15 protein-coding genes are annotated in these 15958 nt (G+C 62.5%); 3 read left to right on the forward strand and 12 right to left on the reverse strand.

The features are described 5' to 3' along the window. Window positions 1-46: 46 nt before the first annotated feature. From P3T22_RS25555 to P3T22_RS25580, 6 genes are all read right to left on the reverse strand, one after another. The gene (locus tag P3T22_RS25555; RefSeq protein ID WP_063497474.1) at window positions 47-643 is read right to left on the reverse strand and encodes a UbiX family flavin prenyltransferase; all 597 of its coding nucleotides are present in this window, start codon (window positions 641-643) and stop codon (window positions 47-49) included. 49 nt (window positions 644-692) lie between these two features. Next, window positions 693-1004, reverse strand: a complete 312-nt coding sequence (gene grxD, locus P3T22_RS25560) for a Grx4 family monothiol glutaredoxin (RefSeq protein ID WP_063497473.1) — start codon at window positions 1002-1004, stop codon at window positions 693-695. Between the two features lie 114 nt (window positions 1005-1118). Further along, window positions 1119-1961, reverse strand: a complete 843-nt coding sequence (prmC, locus tag P3T22_RS25565; RefSeq protein ID WP_063497472.1) for a peptide chain release factor N(5)-glutamine methyltransferase — start codon at window positions 1959-1961, stop codon at window positions 1119-1121. A gap of 6 nt (window positions 1962-1967) precedes the next feature. Further along, complete coding sequence (prfA, locus tag P3T22_RS25570; RefSeq protein WP_063497471.1) at window positions 1968-3050, reverse strand: peptide chain release factor 1; 1083 nt, start codon at window positions 3048-3050, stop codon at window positions 1968-1970. A gap of 127 nt (window positions 3051-3177) precedes the next feature. Continuing rightward, on the reverse strand, window positions 3178-4464 hold the full coding sequence (hemA, locus tag P3T22_RS25575) for a glutamyl-tRNA reductase (RefSeq protein ID WP_429326500.1): 1287 nt from the start codon (window positions 4462-4464) through the stop codon (window positions 3178-3180). A 37-nt stretch (window positions 4465-4501) separates the two neighbouring features. After that, entirely contained in the window at window positions 4502-5236 is a 735-nt protein-coding gene (locus P3T22_RS25580; RefSeq protein WP_429326501.1) for a response regulator transcription factor, read from the reverse strand. 204 nt (window positions 5237-5440) lie between these two features. Between P3T22_RS25580 and P3T22_RS25585 the strand changes: the two genes are divergently transcribed. From P3T22_RS25585 to P3T22_RS25595, 3 genes are read left to right on the forward strand one after another with little or no spacing between them, the layout of a single operon-like run. Further along, window positions 5441-5695: a hypothetical protein gene (locus P3T22_RS25585; protein ID WP_063497468.1), complete on the forward strand. Its 255-nt coding sequence runs from the start codon at window positions 5441-5443 to the stop codon at window positions 5693-5695. Window positions 5696-5714: 19 nt separating this feature from the next. Continuing rightward, window positions 5715-7529 (forward strand): M24 family metallopeptidase, encoded by a 1815-nt coding sequence (locus P3T22_RS25590; protein WP_429326502.1) that lies wholly within the window; start codon window positions 5715-5717, stop codon window positions 7527-7529. Between the two features lie 33 nt (window positions 7530-7562). Further along, window positions 7563-8186, forward strand: a complete 624-nt coding sequence (locus P3T22_RS25595; protein ID WP_429326503.1) for an HAD family hydrolase — start codon at window positions 7563-7565, stop codon at window positions 8184-8186. Window positions 8187-8217: 31 nt separating this feature from the next. Here P3T22_RS25595 and P3T22_RS25600 read toward each other — a convergent pair whose 3' ends face one another. From P3T22_RS25600 to ugpB, 6 genes are all read right to left on the reverse strand, one after another. Then, window positions 8218-9339: a DUF748 domain-containing protein gene (locus tag P3T22_RS25600; RefSeq protein WP_429326504.1), complete on the reverse strand. Its 1122-nt coding sequence runs from the start codon at window positions 9337-9339 to the stop codon at window positions 8218-8220. Between the two features lie 272 nt (window positions 9340-9611). After that, entirely contained in the window at window positions 9612-11276 is a 1665-nt protein-coding gene (gene ettA, locus P3T22_RS25605) for an energy-dependent translational throttle protein EttA (RefSeq protein WP_063497464.1), read from the reverse strand. A 215-nt stretch (window positions 11277-11491) separates the two neighbouring features. After that, window positions 11492-12580, reverse strand: coding sequence for a sn-glycerol-3-phosphate import ATP-binding protein UgpC (locus P3T22_RS25610; RefSeq protein ID WP_429326505.1), 1089 nt, complete (start codon window positions 12578-12580; stop codon window positions 11492-11494). A gap of 88 nt (window positions 12581-12668) precedes the next feature. Next, window positions 12669-13514: a sn-glycerol-3-phosphate ABC transporter permease UgpE gene (gene ugpE / locus P3T22_RS25615; protein WP_063497462.1), complete on the reverse strand. Its 846-nt coding sequence runs from the start codon at window positions 13512-13514 to the stop codon at window positions 12669-12671. Continuing rightward, entirely contained in the window at window positions 13511-14395 is an 885-nt protein-coding gene (ugpA, locus tag P3T22_RS25620; RefSeq protein ID WP_429326506.1) for a sn-glycerol-3-phosphate ABC transporter permease UgpA, read from the reverse strand. The genes ugpE and ugpA overlap by 4 nt, the downstream gene beginning before the upstream one ends. Before the next feature lie 81 nt (window positions 14396-14476). Further along, window positions 14477-15802 (reverse strand): sn-glycerol-3-phosphate ABC transporter substrate-binding protein UgpB, encoded by a 1326-nt coding sequence (gene ugpB / locus P3T22_RS25625; protein WP_063497460.1) that lies wholly within the window; start codon window positions 15800-15802, stop codon window positions 14477-14479. Window positions 15803-15958: the final 156 nt, after the last annotated feature.

Here is a 15958-nt window from a genome sequence, read left to right on the forward strand (position 1 = left end):
GTTTGATAAACGGGTAAAAGCGGAATTGATTGTGTCGCAGTTGTTGTTAATCGCTCTCGCGCAATCCTGGCCATGCCGGCGACATGGCGGGTCCCAACGCGAATAGATCTAACACGCGCGCCACCGTGTGATCGACCATTTCGTCGATCGTCGCCGGCTGGTTATAGAAAGCAGGCAAGGGCGGAAAGATCACACCGCCCATTTCGGTGACGGCCGTCATGTTGCGCAGGTGCGCGAGATTGAACGGCGTTTCGCGCACGAGGAGCACGAGCCGGCGACGCTCCTTGAGCGTGACGTCGGCGGCGCGGGTGATCAGGTTGTCGGAAAAACCGTGTGCGACGCTTGCCAGCGTCTTCATCGAGCAGGGGGCGACCACCATGCCGTCGGTGGCAAACGAGCCGGACGCGATGCTCGCGCCGACGTCGCGGACCGAATGGACGACATCCGCGAGCGGATGCACGTCTTCTTTGCTCAACCGGAGTTCATGCTGGATATTGAGCCAGCCCGCGCTCGAAATCAGCAGATGGCTCTCGACGCCGCCGAGCCTGCGCAACGTCTCGAGCAACCGGATGCCGTAGATGGCGCCGGTCGCGCCGGTGATCGCGACGATCAGCCGGCGTGGCGCCGCAGCACGTGTTTCCATGGCTCGCGGCGTCTTATCGGAGGACAACAAACGTTCGGACGGCGGACGTTCAGGCCGCTGCGAACAGTTGCTGCAGTTCGCCCGATTCGTACATTTCCATCATGATGTCCGAGCCGCCGACGAATTCGCCCTTCACGTAGAGCTGCGGAATGGTCGGCCAGTTCGAGAAATGCTTGATGCCCTGGCGGACTTCGTCGTCTTCGAGCACGTTGACGGTTTTGATTTCGCCGACGCCGCACGCCTTCAGAATCTGGATGGCGCGGCCGGAAAAGCCGCACATCGGGAACTGGGCGGTGCCCTTCATGAAGAGCACGACATTGTTTTCGTCGACGATTTGCTTGATGCGTTGTTGCGTATCCATGACTGACCTTGCGGTTCCGTTATGTGTAGGGAATAGGCTGAAATGATAGCGGATTTCGGTAAGATCGGCCGAGAGCCGCTTTGCCACCCCGGCGATTAAGGCCATCCATCGAGGTCAGCCGGGTAACTGCCCGCCGCTGATTCGCTCAATACCGGCAAGATCCTGCTCCGAGCGGACGTGTGCAAAACCTTGCGACGTCAGCAGGTCGCGCACGGCTTCCGCCTGATCGTATCCGTGTTCGATCCACAATACGCCGTTGGCGGTCAAACGTGCGGGCGCGCCCGCGACAATCTTGCGGATCGCGCTGAGACCGTCGGCTTCGTCGGTGAGCGCGCCGCGCGGCTCGAAGCGCAGATCGCCTTCCGACAGATGCGGATCGCCGCTCGCGATATAGGGCGGATTGCTGACGATTACGTTAAAGCGCAACGCTGCGTCGAGCGAGCCGTACCAGTCGCTTTGCTGCAATACCACGGCGCCGCCGGGGCGTTGGGTATCCAGCAGATGTGCGGCGTTGCGTGTGGCCACCGCCAGCGCTTCGGCGGAACGGTCCAGTGCCCAAACCTGCGCGTCGGGCCGCATCGACGCAATCGCCATGGCAATCGCGCCGGTGCCGGTGCCCAGATCGAGCACGCGTGGCCGCGAGATGTCTTCCATCGCCGCCAACGCCGTTTCGACCAGCAATTCGGTTTCCGGACGTGGAATCAGCACATCCGGCGTCACTTCGAAATCGAGCCCGAAAAATTCGCGCGCGCCGACCAGTTGCGCCACCGGCTCACCGGCGACACGCCGCACTTCCAGGGTCCGGTATCGCTCGACGACCGCGCCGTTGAGCGCTTCTTCGCTGCGCGTAATCAATTGCGTATGCCGCCAGCCGAGCACATGCGTGAGCAGAATTCGCGCTTCGAGCGGCGGCAGTGGCGAGGCGCGCAACAGCGCGGCGGGCGTGACCGGATCCATCCGTGCTTAGTCCGCGTCGCCCAGCGAGGCCAGCAACTCGGCCTGATGCTCGCTGACCAAGGCTGCGATCAACTCGTCGAGATCGCCGTCCATGATTGCGTCGAGGCGATACAGCGTCAGATTGATCCGATGATCCGTCAGACGCCCCTGTGGGAAGTTGTAGGTGCGAATCCGCTCCGAGCGATCGCCCGAGCCGATCAGGCTCTTGCGCGTTGCGGCTTCTTTCGCCTGCTGCTCGTGCGACTGCTTGTCCTTGATGCGCGCGGCCAACACCTTCAGCGCGCGATCCTTGTTCTTGTGCTGCGACCGGTCGTCCTGACATTCGACGACGATGCCCGTCGGCAAGTGCGTGACGCGCACGGCCGAATCCGTCTTGTTGATGTGCTGGCCGCCCGCGCCCGACGCACGGAACGTGTCGATGCGCAGATCGGCTGGATTGATTTCGACTTCGCCGATTTCGTCCGCTTCCGGCATCACCGCGACCGTGCACGCCGACGTGTGAATGCGGCCCTGCGTTTCGGTGGCCGGCACGCGTTGCACGCGGTGGCCGCCCGATTCGAACTTGAGCTTGGAATAGGCCGCTTCGCCGGCGATCCGCACGATCACTTCCTTATAGCCGCCGAGGTCCGATTCGCTGGCCGACATCATCTCCGCTTGCCAGCGATTGCGCTCGGCAAAGCGCAGGTACATGCGCAGCAAATCGCCGGCGAACAGCGCGGATTCGTCGCCGCCCGTGCCGGCACGGATTTCGAGGAAGATGTTGCGGTCGTCGTTGGGGTCTTTCGGCAGCAGCATTTTCTGCAATTCCGCGCCGAGTTTTTCCATCCGCTCGCGCGACGTGCGAATTTCGTCTTCCGCGAAGTCGCGCATCGATGCGTCCGCCAGCAGTTCCTGCGCGGTCGCCGCGTCGTTCATCGCCTGGCGCCATAGCGCGTAATGCTCGACGACCGGTCCCAGCTCGGCGTGTTCACGCGTGAGCTTGCGGTATTGGTCGAGATTCGAGGTGACGTCCTCGCGGCTCAACAGGTCGTTCAGTTCGGCCAGCCGGGTAGTGAGCTGGTCGAGCTTGCGTTGCATGCTCGTTTTCATCGGACGGGTTTCGGAGCGGACTCCGGCAAGGACGGCAACTAGAGGAGTGGGCAGATGCCCTGGTCAGAAGCATGTCGCGGGCCACCTTCGGGTGACGCACGCGAACCGCGCGGCGGGGGCTGCGCCGCTAACGCTCCGAAGAACCGGAGTGTTTGTAGAAGCCGCTCATCAGTTCGATGAGCGTGTCACGGTTGTCGCTGCTCGCGCGATTGAGCGCGTGCGTCGGCCCGTGGATCAATTTATTGGTGAGCGATTGCGACAGCGCTTCGAGTACCGCTGCCGGGTCGTCGCCGCGCGCGAGCATTTTCTGCGCGCGTTCGACTTCGGCGCGACGCAGCACGTCGGCCTGCGTATGCATGTGGCGGATCACCGGCACGATGCTGCGCGCGTCGAGCCATTGCATGAAATTCTGCACGCGCGTCTCGATAATCGCTTCAGCTTGGGCGACCGCGGCTTGCCGCGACGCATTGCCTTCGCGCACGAGCGCGCCGAGGTCGTCTACGGTGTACAGGAACACGTCTTCGAGCTGTCCGACTTCGGGTTCGATGTCGCGCGGCACGGCCAGATCGACCATGAAAATCGGCCGGTGACGGCGCGCTTTCACGGCCCGCTCGACCGCGCCCAGACCGATGATCGGCAGGGTGGAAGCGGTACACGACACGATGATGTCGAACTCGTGCATGCGCGCGGGCAGTTCCGAGAGCGGAATGGCCCGGCCGTTGAAGCGTTCGGCGAGGCGGGTGCCGCGCTCGGCGGTGCGATTGGCGACGACGAGTTCACGTGGCTGCTGCGCGGCGAAGTGCGTAGCGCACAGCTCGATCATTTCGCCCGCGCCGATGAACAGCACGCGCTGGTTCGACACCTTGTCGAAAATCCGCTGCGCGAGCCGCACGGCGGCCGCCGCCATGGAAACCGACTGCGCGCCGATTTCAGTCGTGCTGCGCACTTCCTTCGCAACGGCGAAGGTGCGCTGGAACAGCTGGTTCAGATAGGTGCCGAGCGCACCGGCTTCAGACGCCGTGCGTACCGCATCCTTCATTTGTCCGACGATTTGCGTCTCGCCCAGCACCATCGAATCGAGTCCCGATGCGACGCGGAACGCGTGGCGCACGGCTTCCGACTGCGGCAGCGCATAGACATGCGGCGCAAGTTCGTTGACGGGCAGGTTGTGGTACTTCGAGAACCACTCGATCGCGGCTTCTCGCGCGGCCTGGTCGTCGGTCGCGCAGTAGAGTTCGGTGCGATTGCAGGTGGACAGAATCGCCGCTTCCGGCGCCGTGCGGGCGGTGCGGCCAAGCCAGACGCTCTTGAAGGTGTCCAGTGCAGGCTTGATCTGTTCGAGCGGAAACGCCACGCGTTCGCGCAAGGCGACGGGCGCAGTGTGGTGATTGATTCCGATCGTTAGAAGCTGCATATGGGGAGCTATGGTTTAGCCCAATATTATAGCGTTTTCACGATTCTTTCATTCTGCGCGCGTCATCGGCCTCCACAACGGCTTCCGGCGGGACCGCGTCGAGTTGATAGCCGTAGCCGTAAAGCGGTGTCAGGCAATAACCGTGCTCCGGGCGCAGTTGCAATTTGGTCCGCACGCGCGATGCATGGGTGTCGACAGTGCGCGACCTTACGTCACGGCGGCGTGTCCAGACGGTTTCGAGAATATGCGCGCGTGACACCGGCCGCGACAGATTGGTAAATAGCAGCAGCGCAAAGCGGAACTCCTTCGGCGTCAGGGCGACGGTGTGATTACGGAATGTGACAGCAAACTGCGCCGCGTCGAACGCATAGCCGCCGATCGTGTCGCGTCGCCGGTTGGGTAGTCGACGCAGGCCCGCACGCCGCAGCAGCGCGTCTACCCGGGCCAGCATTTCCGGACCGCGGACCGGTTTGGTGAGGCAGTCGTCGGCGCCGGCGTGCAGCGCGGCAACGATCTGGCTCTCGCGTGGCTCCGAGAGCAGCACAATCACCGGCAAGCCCGGCAGGATGGAGCGGGCGCGCGGGATCACGTCTTCGGCGGAATGGTCGCCCGCCCAGCTTTCTGTGATGAGAAGATCGAAGAATTCGTCGGCGGCGCGACGCAGGAACGGTGCGCTCGCGGAGAAGTGCTGGCACACATGGCCACCGGCAAAGATCAGCCGGGCGACCAGGGTGGCGTGCCGTAGGTCCGGCTCGATAAGGGCGATTCGCATGGCACGCTTTCAGCTTGGCAATTACCTCGGGCCAGGCTTCTCCGTAAGGCTTACAGCTTGCCTAACATCACCCCGACCCCTAAACTCAACCGCTATGCGGAAAGCGCCGTGCTGAACCTCTATAGTTAATGAGACAAAAATGCTAGCTGTCCCGGCCTCTTGCGCCCATGAGACGAATCTGAAACTGCGCGAGGCCTGCCGCTGATGGGGTGGCCTGGAATCCTGGTGCTGGGCGCGGGGATCGGTCTCGCGGGCTGGTTGCTGCATCCGCTGCGCCGTTCGAGCCGCGCCCGATGGTGGGTAGCGTTACTGGCCGGCGTGCTGGGCGCGGGTGTCGCGCGCATGGCCGGCAATGTGGTTGGTCTCTTTCATGATGGCGATACGTTCGAATGGCCGGTATGTACCGCCGTCGCGCTGGTCGCCGTTGCCGTGACGGTCGGCTTGCTTTCCCGTCGATGAATTTTTGCAGGTGACTCCGATGAATGCCCGACTCCCCGAAACCTCCTCTATCCCCGAACGGCTCGCGACATTGCGCAATGCGATGGCGCGTGAAGGCGTAGCCGCCTATCTGGTGCCGTCCGCAGATCCGCATCTTTCCGAATATCTACCTGGGCGCTGGCAAGGCCGACAGTGGTTGTCGGGCTTTACCGGCTCGGCCGGCACGCTGGTCGTGACCGCCGATTTCGCCGGCGTGTGGACCGACAGCCGCTATTGGGAACAAGCCAACGCGCAACTGGCCGGCACCGGTGTTCAGTTGATGAAGATGACCGGCGGTCAGCAGACCGCGCCGCATTTCGAATGGCTTGCGCAGAACGTCGCGACCGGCGCCACGGTCGGTGTGGACGGTGCCGTGGTCGGTGTGTCGGCGGCGCGTGCGTTGAGCCAGGCGCTCACCGCGCGCGGCGTGAAGCTGCGCACCGACGTCGATCTGTTCGACGCGATCTGGCCGCAGCGCCCGTCGCTGCCCGCCGCCGCCGTGTTTGAGCATGCCGCGCCGCACGCGAGCGTCGCCCGTTCGGAAAAGCTCGGGCAGATTCGCCGCGCAATGGCGGAGAAGGACGCGCAGTGGCACTTCATTTCCACGCTTGACGATCTTGCATGGCTTTTGAATCTGCGCGGCGCCGATGTCAGCTACAACCCGGTATTCGTGGCGCACGCGCTGATCGGTCCGCAGAGCGTGTCGCTCTTCGTCGCCGACGGCAAGGTGCCGCAAGCGTTGGCCGACGCGCTCGCGCGCGACGGCATCAGCGTCGAGCCGTACGCCAAGGCGGCCGATGCGCTGGCCGCGCTGCCGGCCGGCAGCACGCTGCTGATCGACCCGCGCCGCATTACATATGGTTCGCTCCAATCCGTGCCGTCCACGGTGAACGTGGTCGAGGCGGTCAATCCGTCCACGTTTATCAAATCGCGCAAGACCGGGGCAGAAGCGGAGCATGTGCGCGAGACGATGGAACAGGACGGCGCGGCGCTCGCCGAATTCTTCGCGTGGTTCGAAGGCGCGTTGGGCCGCGAAACGATCACCGAACTTACGATCGACGAACGCCTGACGGCAACCCGCGCGCGCCGTCCGGGCTTCGTGTCGCTCAGCTTTGCCACGATCGCCGGCTTCAACGCGAACGGAGCGATGCCGCACTACCGCGCGACCGAGGAATCGCATTCGGTGATCGAGGGCAATGGCCTGTTGCTGATCGATTCGGGCGCGCAGTATCTGAGCGGCACGACCGATATCACCCGCGTCGTGCCGATCGGCACCATCAGCGAGGCACAGCGGCGCGATTTCACGATCGTGCTGAAAGGCACCATGGCGCTGTCGCGCGCAACATTCCCGCGCGGTATTCGTTCGCCGATGCTCGACGCGATCGCCCGTGCGCCGATCTGGGAAGCCGGCGCCGACTACGGTCATGGCACCGGTCACGGAGTGGGATATTTCCTGAACGTGCACGAAGGCCCGCAGGTGATTTCGCACTACGCGCCGGCCGAACCATGGACGGCGATGGAAGAAGGCATGATCACCTCGGTCGAGCCGGGCATTTACCGGCCGGGCAAGTGGGGCGTGCGGATCGAGAACCTGGTGCTGAACGTGCCCGGGGAGAAAACCGAGTTCGGCGATTTCCTCAAGTTCGAAACGCTGACGCTGTGCCCGATCGACACGCGCTGCCTCGACTTGCCGCTGCTGCGTGATGACGAGCGCGCATGGCTCAACGCGTATCACGAGATGGTGCGCATGCGCCTTTCGCCGCATGTCTCGGGCGAGGCCAAGGCGTGGCTGGAACTGCGTACGCAACCTGTCTGATCTCGCCGCCAGGACCTTACTGACGGAGCGTGCATGGCCATCAAGGCAGTCGTGTTCGATTTCGGCGGCGTGCTGATCGACTGGAGCCCCGAGTACCTCTATCGTCAGTTGATTCCTGACGAAACGGAGCGCCGCTGGTTTCTCACCCACGTCTGTTCGATGGATTGGGTGATCCGCCAGGACTGCGGCCAGCCGATCGTCGAGGCGACAGACGAGTTGATCGCGAAGTTTCCCGATCACGAACCGCTGATCCGCGCGTTCTACGAGCGCTGGCACGAGATGGTAGCCGGCGTGCTGGAAGAGGGCGTGGCAATCATGGAGAAGCTCGAGGCGGCCGATGTGCCGCTGTTTGGGCTGACGAACTGGTCGGCAGAGACGTTTCCCTATGCGTGGGAGCATTACCCGGTGCTGCGGCGCTTCCGCGACATCGTTGTGTCGGGCAGGGTGAAGCTGGTTAAGCCTGATCCGGCGATTTTCGCGGCCATGCGTCAGCGCATCGAGGCGCAACTGCCGGGCATCCAGCCAGGCGAACTCGTCTTCATCGACGACAATCTGAAAAACGCCGAGGCCGCAACGGCACTTGGCTGGCACGGCGTGCATCACACGGGCGCCGCGCAAACCGAAGCTAAATTGCGCGAACTGGGGTTGCCGGTTTAAGCGGTGAGGAGTCGGCGCCTTGCGCCGACTCCTACTGCCCGAGCAGATTCTTCAACGCATTACCCAAGCCTTTCACTGTTTCCCCGGCGCCCTTTGCCACGCCTTCGACGCTCACGCCTAGCGCATTTGCAAATCCTGCGCCGAGGCGCTTCATCAGCCCCTCCTGCACTGAAAACTTCGGGTCGCGGAGGTCTCCGTCGAGCTCGAAATGGAGCGTGATATCGCCGTTGTGCGTCTTGAGCGCCGCGATGGCAGCCTTGGTCGGAATCGACATGAAGGTGTCCAGCGGATTGTCGCTGTCGGCGAGCTGCAGATGGTGGATCGTCACCGTGCCGGGCGCGTGTAACCGATAGTTGCGCACCGTCGATTCGACGGTCAGGTCGACCGTGCCGCCTGTCACTTGCGTCTTCGCACCGGCCTTCTTCAGCAGGTAAGGATCGAGCATCACGACATCGATGCCGCGCAGCTTGCTGGTGGTCTGCGAATCCTTGCTGGCGATCTTGATCCAGCCACCGAACGAGACCGTGCCCGTGTGCGACGGTCCCTTGATCGAGCCTGTGACGTCGACGTTGGTCGGTTCGGTAAGCGCGGGCAGTTGCAGGTGATCGACCGTCGCGTTGGCATGGCTCACCGTCACCTTGAATGGCGGCGGCCCGACGGACATATCGTAGAAATGGAAGTTGCCTTGCTCGAAGCTGATGTGGTCGATCAGCTTTTCGCGGGGGGCGGTCGCTGCGCCGCCGCCGGCTTCTTCGTCGGACTTGTTCACTGACTCGCGCAGATTCGGCACCAGGTGGATCGTGCCGTCCTTGGTGCGCAGCACGGCGATGTCGAAGCCGCGCACCACCACGCTACGAATATGCATGCGCCGCGCGAGCAAATCGCGGATATCGGGCGTGATGGTAATTTCATCGGCTCGCAAAGGATCGCCAGCGGGCCATCCGGCCGGCGCTTTGAGCAGAACGTTGGTGAGATGGACTGCGGTGAGGCCGACGTCGATGCTTTCGGCGCTGCCTAACGGACCGAGCGCCGCGATCACGCGCTCTTTGACTTCGCGCTGCGCGAACTGCAGCGCACCGACCGCGACGACGATCAGCACCAGCAGCACGCCACCTATGGCAATAGCCCAGCGCTTGCCCTTCGACATCGCCATGCTTGCCTCCTCGTCGCCGCGCGGGGCGCGGTGTGGCATTGATCGGCACGTGCATGCGCCGGTTTGACCGACGCTTGATTTGAAGCCGGAAACGTGTGCATCCGGCCGGGACGACGTGTATCACGTCCGTGGGACGCAATGTGTGTGCCTTACCGCCCACCCTGTGCACGTCAGGCGTTTCCGGTGCGCGCTGTGGTGAGCAAAATGACCGGCACAGCGGCCAGCAAAACAGCCCGCTCATCAGCCAACGAGCGGGCCACCGGGCTCGCGATTTATCGCGCGATTGGCTTGTAACGCAGGCGCTTCGGACGCGCAGCTTCTTCACCGAGGCGTGCGCGCTTATCCGCTTCGTATTCCTGGTAGTTGCCGTCGAAGAACGTGATTTGCGAATCGCCTTCGAACGCCAGGATGTGCGTCGCGATCCGGTCGAGGAACCAGCGATCGTGCGAGATCACCATGACGGAGCCAGCGAACTCGAGCAACGCGTCTTCCAGCGCGCGCAGCGTTTCGACGTCCAGGTCGTTCGACGGTTCGTCCAGCAGCAGCACGTTGCCGCCCGCGATCAGCGTCTTCGCCAGATGCAGCCGGCCGCGCTCACCGCCCGACAGATTGCCGACGGTCTTTTGCTGATCGCCGCCCTTGAAGTTGAAGCGGCCGATGTAAGCCCGCGAAGGCGTTTCGTATTTGCCGACCGTCAACACGTCCGCTCCGCCGGAGATTTCTTCGAACACGGTCTTCGAGCCGTCGAGTGCGTCGCGGCTTTGGTCCACGTACGCGAGCTTGACCGTCGGGCCTTGCACGATCTCGCCCGAATCCGGTTGTTCGCGGCCGGTCAGCATGCGGAACAGCGTGGACTTACCGGCGCCGTTCGGCCCGATGATCCCGACGATTGCGCCCGCCGGAATCTTGAAGCTGACGTCGTCGAGCAGCAAACGGTCGCCATACGACTTGGTGACGTTCTTGAACTCGATCACTTCGTTACCCAGGCGGTCGCCGACCGGGATGAAGATTTCCGACGTTTCGTTGCGCTTCTGATAGTCCTGGCTGTTCAGTTCCTCGAAGCGGGCAATACGCGCCTTCGACTTCGCCTGACGGCCCTTCGGGTTCTGGCGCACCCACTCCAGTTCCTTCTTGATCGCCTTCTGACGCGCCGATTCCGACGACTCTTCCTGCTTCAGACGCTCTTCCTTCTGGTCGAGCCAGCTGCTGTAGTTGCCCTTCCAGGGAATGCCGTGGCCGCGGTCGAGTTCGAGAATCCACTCGGCGGCGTTATCGAGGAAGTAGCGATCGTGGGTGACGGCGACGACCGTGCCCGGGAAGCGTGTGAGGAACTGTTCGAGCCAGTCGACCGATTCCGCGTCCAGGTGGTTGGTCGGTTCATCCAGCAGCAGCATGTCGGGCTTTTCGAGCAGCAGCTTGCACAGTGCCACGCGACGCTTTTCGCCACCCGACAGGTGTTCGATCTTCGCATCCCACGCCGGCAGACGCAGTGCGTCCGCGGCGATTTCAATCTGCTGTTCCGCGCTGCCGTCGGTGGTGGCCAGAATCGCTTCGTACTTCGCCTGCTCGGCGGCGAGTGCGTCGAAGTCGGCGTCCGGTTCCGCGTAAGCCGCGTAGATTTCGTCCAGTTTCTTCTGCGCGTTGAAGACGTCGCCGAGACCTTCTTCGACCGCTTCACGCACCGTCTTGCTCGGATCGAGCTTCGGTTCCTGCGGCAGATAGCCGATGTTCAGGTTCGGCATCGGCGTGGCTTCGCCTTCAATGTCCTTGTCCACACCAGCCATGATGCGGATCAGCGTCGACTTGCCCGAGCCGTTCAGGCCGAGCAGGCCGATCTTCGCGCCGGGGAAGAATGACAGCGAGATGTCTTTCAGGATTTGACGCTTGGGCGGCACGATTTTGCCGACCCGGTTCATGGTGAAGACGTATTGGGCCATTTGCTTGCAATAGACGTTGACGACGCCGGCCGCGTGGGGGCGGGCGGTCGTGGGTGGATGGGTAATGGGTGTTGTAGCCGGGCAGTGCGCCCGGCGCCGGCCGGCGCGGCGTCGAGCTCGGCGTCGAACTTCGCGACGCCCCGCGCGCGGGCGGGTGGATCAGGTGGCATTGTACTTCGGGGTGGGGGTGAGGCGGCAGAGGGGGCGCGGTGACGTCAGTTTGCTCGCCGCCCTGTCGACGGATCGAAGAAATGCAGATGCTGCGCCGGCAGCGCGACTTGCAGCGTTTCGGCGGCTGCGGGCCGATGCGTGTGCGGCAGGCGCACGGTCACGTCGTGTTTGCCCCAGCGGCCGTGCGCCAGGTTGTCCGCGCCGAGCAGTTCGCAGGAATCGACGGTCAACGTGGCGTGCGCAACGTCCGCTTGCCCCGGCGTCATATGCTCCGGACGAATGCCAAGCGTCCATTCGCGTCCTTTGGCCACTTCGCGCCCAATTGCCGCCACGCCTGTCAGCGGCAGCTTCGGCCCGTTGCCAGCCACTTCGAATGTTGAACCGTCATCCGACACCCGGCCTTCCAGCAGATTCATGCCCGGCGAGCCAATGAAGTTCGCGACGAACACCGTCGCCGGGCGTTCGTAGACCTCCGTCGGCGCGCCGATCTGTTCGGCGTGACCCTTGTTCATCACGATCACGCGTTGCGCGAGCGTCATCGCTTCGATCTGATCGTGCGTGACGTACAGGCTGGTGGTGGCGAGCCGCGCGTGCAGGCGCTGGATTTCGAGACGCATCTGCACGCGCAGCCTTGCATCGAGGTTCGACAGCGGTTCATCGAACAGAAACACCGCTGGTTCGCGCACGATTGCTCGGCCCATCGCGACACGTTGCCGCTGTCCGCCCGACAACTCGCGCGGTTTGCGTGTGAGCAATGCTTCCAGTTCCAGAATCTGCGCCGCCGCCTGCACGCGCTTCGCAATCTGCGCACGATCGACGCCGGCGATCTTCAGCGCGTAGCCCATGTTCTCGGCGACGCTCATGTGCGGATACAGCGCGTAGTTCTGGAACACCATCGCGATGTTGCGATCCTTCGGCTCCAGTTGATTGACCACTTTGCCGGCGATCGAGACAGTGCCGTCGGAAATGCCTTCGAGCCCGGCCACCATGCGCAACAAGGTCGATTTGCCGCAACCCGACGGGCCGACCATTACGACGAACTCGCCGTCCGCGACCTCCACGTCGATGCCGTGCAACACGAACTGTTTGCCGTCGTAGGTCTTTTTAACGCTTTGCAGAGTCAGTGCAGCCATGCCGTTTTAGCCTTTTCGTTGCTTGCCGCGTAGCGCGCGGTGTTCTTGATTCCATGTCCGGCGTCGAAGCTCGCCGAAGCTGCGCGAGTTACTTCTCCGAGTCCACCAGCCCGCGCACGAACCAGCGCTGCATCGTCAGCACGACGGCGAGCGGCGGCAGCATGGCGAGCAGCGTGGCGGTCATCACGAGATGCCATTCGGTTGCGGTGTCGCCGGATGCGATCATGCTTTTGATGCCGACCACGGCTGTCGTCAGCGATTGCTGGCTCGTAATCAGGATCGGCCATAGGTACTGATTCCAGCCATAAATGAACGTGATGACGAACAACGCCGCCATGTTCGTTTTCGACAGCGGCAGCACCACGTCCCAGAAGAAACGCATTGCGCCGGCACCGTCGATACGCGCCGCTTCCATCAGTTCGTCGGGCAGCGTCATGAAGAACTGGCGAAACAGGAAGGTGGCGGTGGCCGATGCGATCAGCGGCAAGGTCAGGCCGCTGTACGTATTGCTCAGATGCATCGACGACACGACCTGCACAGTTGGAAATATCCGCACTTCGACCGGCAGCATCAGCGTGATGAAGATCAGCCAGAATGACAGATTGCGAAACGGAAAGCGGAAAAACACGATCGCATACGCGGAGATCATTGAGATGGCGATCTTGCCGATCGAAATCACCAGCGCCATCACGAGGCTATTGAACAGCATGCGGCCGAACGGCGCCGCCGCATTGCCGCTGCCATGCGACCAGACAGTCGCGATGTTTTCGAACAGATGCGTGCTCGGCACCAGCGACAGCGGCACGCTGAACACCTCGTGCTCGCTCATCGTCGCCGCGCAAAATGCGACGTACACCGGAAACACCACCAGCACGACGCCGAGAATCAGCACCGCATGGCAGAAGAGGTCGAAACCGCGGCGGTTCTCGATCATGAGTATTGAACCCTGCGTTCGATAAAGCGGAATTGCACGACCGTCAACGCGACGACGATCACCATCAGGATGACGGACTGCGCGCCCGAGCTGCCGATGTCCAACCCCTGGAAGCCTTCCGCGAAGATCTTGTAGATCAGCGTGCGGGTCGATTGCGCGGGGCCGCCGCCGGTGGCGGCGTCGATCACCGGGAAGGTGTCGAAGAACGCGTACGTGATGTTGATCACCAGCAGGAAAAAGCTGGTCGGCGAGAGCAGCGGCAGCGCGATGCCGAAGAAACGCCGCACCGGACCGGCGCCATCGATGGCCGCCGCTTCGATCAGCGAACGCGGAATGGCCTGCAAGCCGGCATAAAAGAACAGAAAGTTATAGCTGACCTGTTTCCACACGGATGCCAGCACGACCAGAAACATCGCCTGACCCGCGTTCAACGCGTGATTCCACACAATGCCGTACTTCGCGAGCGCATAGGTGACGAGGCCGATGCTCGGGTTGAACAGGAACGACCACAACACGGCGGCGATCGCCGGAGCGACCGCATACGGCCAGATCAGTAGCGTCTGATAAGTCCTGGCGCCGCGGGTCACGCGATCCGCGCAGACTGCCAGCAAGAGCGAAATCACCAATCCGCAGACGGTGACGAGCGCACAGAAAATCAGCGTCGTATTGAACGACGACAGATAAAGCGGATCGGCGAATAACTGCTTGAAATTGGCCAGGCCGACAAACTCGCTCGACGTGCCGAACGCGTCCTGGCTCTGTGTGGATTGCCACAACGCTTCACCCGCCGGCCACAGAAAGAACAGCAGTGTGATCAGAAGTTGCGGCGCAACGAGCAGGTAGGGCAGCACGCTGGTGCCGAAGCTAGAGCGCTTTTCCATCGAAGTTTCCCAGGTTTTGCTGCAACAACGGGTTTCGGTGCGGGCGCACCGAAACCTTGCCGGCTAGTGCTTAGTTAGTGCTTAGTTAGCGGCTTTCTCGAAGCGGCGCAGCAACTCGTCGCCACGCGACACCGAAGAATCGAGCGCCTGTTGCGGCGTCTTCTTGTCTGCCCACACCTGTTCGAGTTCTTCGTCGATCACGGTGCGGATCTGCGGCATGTTGCCCAGACGCAAGCCCTTCGTGTACGGCAGGGGCGGCTTGTTGAGCATCTGCTTGATCGCGGTATCGCTGCCCGGATTCTTCTCGTAGAAGCCTTGCTGCTGCGTCAGTTGATACGCGGCGGTCGTGACCGGCAGATAGCCGGTGTCCTGATGCCACTTCGCGGCAACCGGCGCCGACGATAGATAAGACAGGAACTTCGCCACGCCCTTGTACACCGCCGGATCTTTACCCGACAGCACCCACAGGCTTGCCCCGCCGATGATCGCGTTCTGCGGCGCGCCCTTCACGCTGGCGTCGTACGGCATCATGCCGGTGCCGAAGTTGAACTTCGCGTATTTCTTGATCGTCGCGAGCGAGCCGGACGAGTTCGTGATGATCCCGCAGTCGCCGCTATAGAACTTCGACACCGGTTCGTCCTTGCGGCCAACGTAAGTGAAGGTGCCTTCCTTCTGCATGTTCTGCAGGAACTGGATGTGCGCGACCTGCAGCGGCTTGTTGAATTCCAGCTGCGCGTCGGCGCCGTCGAAACCGTTGTTTTTCGACGCGAACGGCGCGCCATGCCAGGCGCTATAGTTTTCGAGTTGAATCCAGCTCTGCCAGCCTGACGAATAGCCGCATGCCATGCCCGACGCCTTCAGCTTTTGCGCGTCCACCTGCAATTCGGCCCAGGTTTTCGGCGGCTGATTCGGATCGAGCCCGGCCTTCTTGAAAGCGTCCTTGTTGTAGTACAACACCGGCGTCGAGCTATTGAACGGCATCGAGATCAGTTCGCCGGTTTTGGCGTCGCTGTAGTAGCTGGCGATGGTCGGCACGAAGGCCTTTTCGTCGAGCGGTACGCCGGCTTGCTTGAACACTTCCGAGACCGGGATCACGGCCTTCTTCGCCTGCATCATCGTCGCGGTGCCGACTTCGTAGACCTGCAGAATGGCCGGTGCATTGCCGCTGCGATAAGCGGCGATGCCGGCGGCGAGCGTCTGGTCGTATGTGCCTTTGAATACCGGCACGATCTTATAGTCGCTTTGCGACGCGTTGAACGCGTTGGCGATGTCGTTCAAACGCTCGCCGAGGGCGGCTTCCATGCCGTGCCAGAACTGGATTTCAGTCGCGGCGTGGGCTGCCTGGCTGAGGCCGAAGCTCAATACGGCAGCGACGGAAAGCGAACGGAATAGCGGTTTGCAACTCATCGATTTGTCTCCTTTGTCGACCGGGCGCGAATGCGAATCGCGCGATTCTATTTGTGTTCGATGACAGTCCGGCGTCGGTTTCCGGGCGGCGGCCCACTTTTGACAGGCGCAGGATGCCGCAATTTAACATCGGCTGTCACGAAACGGAAACAATCC

The organism is Paraburkholderia sp. GAS348 (genome assembly GCF_050434205.1).
GTDB lineage: Bacteria > Pseudomonadota > Gammaproteobacteria > Burkholderiales > Burkholderiaceae > Paraburkholderia.